Origin of the sequence: Stenotrophomonas maltophilia group sp. Smal32, assembly GCF_030237085.1 — a bacterium.
GTDB classification, from domain to species: Bacteria; Pseudomonadota; Gammaproteobacteria; order Xanthomonadales; family Xanthomonadaceae; genus Stenotrophomonas; species Stenotrophomonas maltophilia_Q.
On sequence record NZ_JASJSI010000199.1, the window covers coordinates 1 to 2,757 of the forward strand.

Below are 2,757 nucleotides of genomic sequence, written 5' to 3' on the forward strand. Positions count from 1 at the left end.
AGTGCAGTCGGGGCAGGAGAGACTACAAAAAACAACGCCCCCCGCGGGGTTTTTTTTTTTTTTTTTTTTTTTTTTTAATAATATATTTTTTTTTGGTGTGGGGGGAGTGTGTGTTGGTGGTGGGGGGGGGGGGCGCGGGGGCGGGGTCTAAAAGTGTGGGGGGGTGGGGGGGGGGGGGGGGGGGGGGGGGCGGGGGGGGGGGGGGGGGGGGGGCCCCCCCCCCCCCTCCTGACAGTTTCCCGCGAAGGCGGCACGAACAGCTTCGCCCCTCCGCAGCCAATTCAATCCCGACGCGCAGACCTGCGTCCGCCAGAACCGCAATGCCTGACGCGAAGGCGGGGCAGCTCAAGCCGGGACCGTTGGCGCCATGGGTTGGGCGCATGCGCCCGACGGGTTGGGCAGGAGCCCAACCCTGGTCTTGCCGCGTGCGCTGTCCTGCGCACGCGAGCAAGGTGCCATCGAGCACCATGGATGGGCTTTTGCGTGTCCTGGAGAGGGCGGCCTGCCCCCTCACACTCTGGACAGGCAGGCGCCAACGGAATGCAACCGAAGCCAGTCGCCGTCAGCCTTCCATCTGCTCCAGCTCCTTGCCCTTGGTCTCGCGCACGTAGCGGACCACGAAGACGATCGAGAGGATGGCCGCCACCGTATAGATGCCATAGGCGCCGGCCAGCCCGATGCCGGCCAGCAGCATCGGGAAGGTCACGGTGATCGCGAAATTCGAGGTCCACTGCGCCGCACCGGCAACGGCCAACGCCGGGCCGCGGATCTGGTTCGGGAACATCTCGCCCAGCATCACCCACATCACCGGGCCCCAGGACATGTTGAAGAACACCACGTAGACATTGGCCGCGACCAGCGCCAGCCGGCCCATGCCGTCGGACAGCTGCAGGCGACCGTAGGCCAGGCTGCCGCTGGCGAAGGCCACCACCATCAGCACCAGCGCCACCGACATGCCGACCGAGCCGATCCACAGCAGCGGCTTGCGCCCGATGCGGTCGATCAACAGCACCGTCAGCAGGCAGGCGCCGATGCTCAGCGCACCGGACAGCACGTTGATCAACAGCGCGTCGCTTTCCGAGAAGCCGACCGCCTGCCACAGCACTGCGCCGTAGTAGAACACCACGTTGATGCCGACCAGCTGCTGGAACATCGCCAGGCCGATGCCGACCCAGAGGATCGGGCGCAGCTTGCCGGTGACCTTGTCGTGCAGGTCGGCGAAGCGCGGCTTGTGCTGGTCCTGGGCCAGGCTGGCCTCGATCTCGGCCAGCTTGGTCGCGGCCGTGCCCTCACCATACAGGCGCGACAGCACCGCCCTCGCCTGCTCCGGGCGCCCCTTCACGACCAGGAAGCGCGGACTTTCGGGAATCACCAGCAACAGCAGCAGGAACAGCCCCGAGGGCAGCGCCTGCATCCAGAACATCCAGCGCCAGGCCTCCTGGCCCAGCCACAACGGCTCGGTCGAGGCCCCGGCGGCACGGGCCAGCAGGTAGTTGCTGAGGAACGCCGCGAACAGGCCGCAGATGATCGCCATCTGCTGCACAGTGGCCAGACGCCCGCGATAGCGCGCCGAGGCCACCTCCGCGATGTAGGCCGGCGACATCACGCTGGCCGCCCCCACCGCGAAGCCGCCCAGCACGCGTGCAGCAATGAACAGCCAGGAGGCGTGGGCAGCACCGGCGCCCAGCGCCGACACCAGGAACATCAGTGCCGACACGATCAGCACGCCACGACGGCCCAGGCGATCCCCCAGCCAGCCGGCCAGGAAGGCACCGATCGCGCACCCCAGCAGCATCGAAGCGACTTCAAAACCGAGCGCCGCCTCGCTGGAGTTGAAGGCCTGGCGAAGGCCGTCGACCGTGCCATTGATGACACCACTGTCGAAGCCGAACAGGAATCCACCAAGGGTGGCCACGCAGCTGATCAGGACGATGAATGCAGTGTTCTCACCGCCGTGGGGCGCGGTGCCGGGCTGGGCTTGGGACATGGACGATCCTGCTGGGAAGAGAATCCGGCCACGATGGGTGACCGATCGCCCCGCAGCGTCGCACAGGCCCTGCCCTGCCGCCAATGACCACCACGGCCGCGCCTGCCAGACGCCCGATTTCCGCCCTGCGCCGACACCGGGGGCCAACCTGTTCTAGAATTGGCGGGTTCAGGAATCGATCCACCTCCAGCCCATGCCCTTTGTCGTCACCGAAAACTGCATCAAGTGCAAACACACCGATTGCGTGGAAGTGTGCCCCGTGGATTGCTTCCACGAAGGCCCGAACTTCCTGGTGATCGACCCGGATGAGTGCATCGACTGCACCCTCTGCGAGCCGGAGTGCCCGGTCAATGCGATCTTCCCGGAGGACGATGTCCCCGCCGGCCAGGAAGGCTTCGTCGCCCTCAACGCCGAACTGGCGAAAGAATGGCCGGTGCTGACCGTGCGCAAGGACCCGCCGGCCGACGCCGGCGAATGGGATGGCAAGCCGGACAAGCTGAAGCTGCTGGAGCGCTGAGGCGCAAGCAGCAGCAACGAAAAAGGGCGCCTTGGGCGCCCTTTTCCATTTCCGGTAGCGGCGGGCCAGCGGCCGCGGCGGCGGGGGGCGCCCGCCCCCCCCCCGGGGGGGGGCCGGGGGGGCCCCACGGCCCGGGGGCGCCCCCGCCCCCCCCCCCCCGCCGGCGGGGCCTGTCTGCGCCCCCGCGCGCCTCTCCCCGGGGGCCTCCATCACCCGCGCGTGGGGGGGGGGCGGGAGGCGCCCCGGGGGCCGC

General features: G+C 68.3%; 2 protein-coding genes. One reads left to right on the forward strand and one right to left on the reverse strand.

The window, feature by feature from the left end:
- Nucleotides 1-562: 562 nt before the first annotated feature.
- Nucleotides 563-1,987: a sugar porter family MFS transporter gene (locus QRO91_RS22200; RefSeq protein ID WP_049430667.1), complete on the reverse strand. Its 1,425-nt coding sequence runs from the start codon at nucleotides 1,985-1,987 to the stop codon at nucleotides 563-565.
- Nucleotides 1,988-2,180: 193 nt separating this feature from the next.
- Here QRO91_RS22200 and fdxA point away from each other — a divergent pair, with 193 nt between their 5' ends.
- Nucleotides 2,181-2,504, forward strand: coding sequence for a ferredoxin FdxA (fdxA, locus tag QRO91_RS22205; RefSeq protein ID WP_005409054.1), 324 nt, complete (start codon nucleotides 2,181-2,183; stop codon nucleotides 2,502-2,504).
- Nucleotides 2,505-2,757 lie beyond the last annotated feature (253 nt).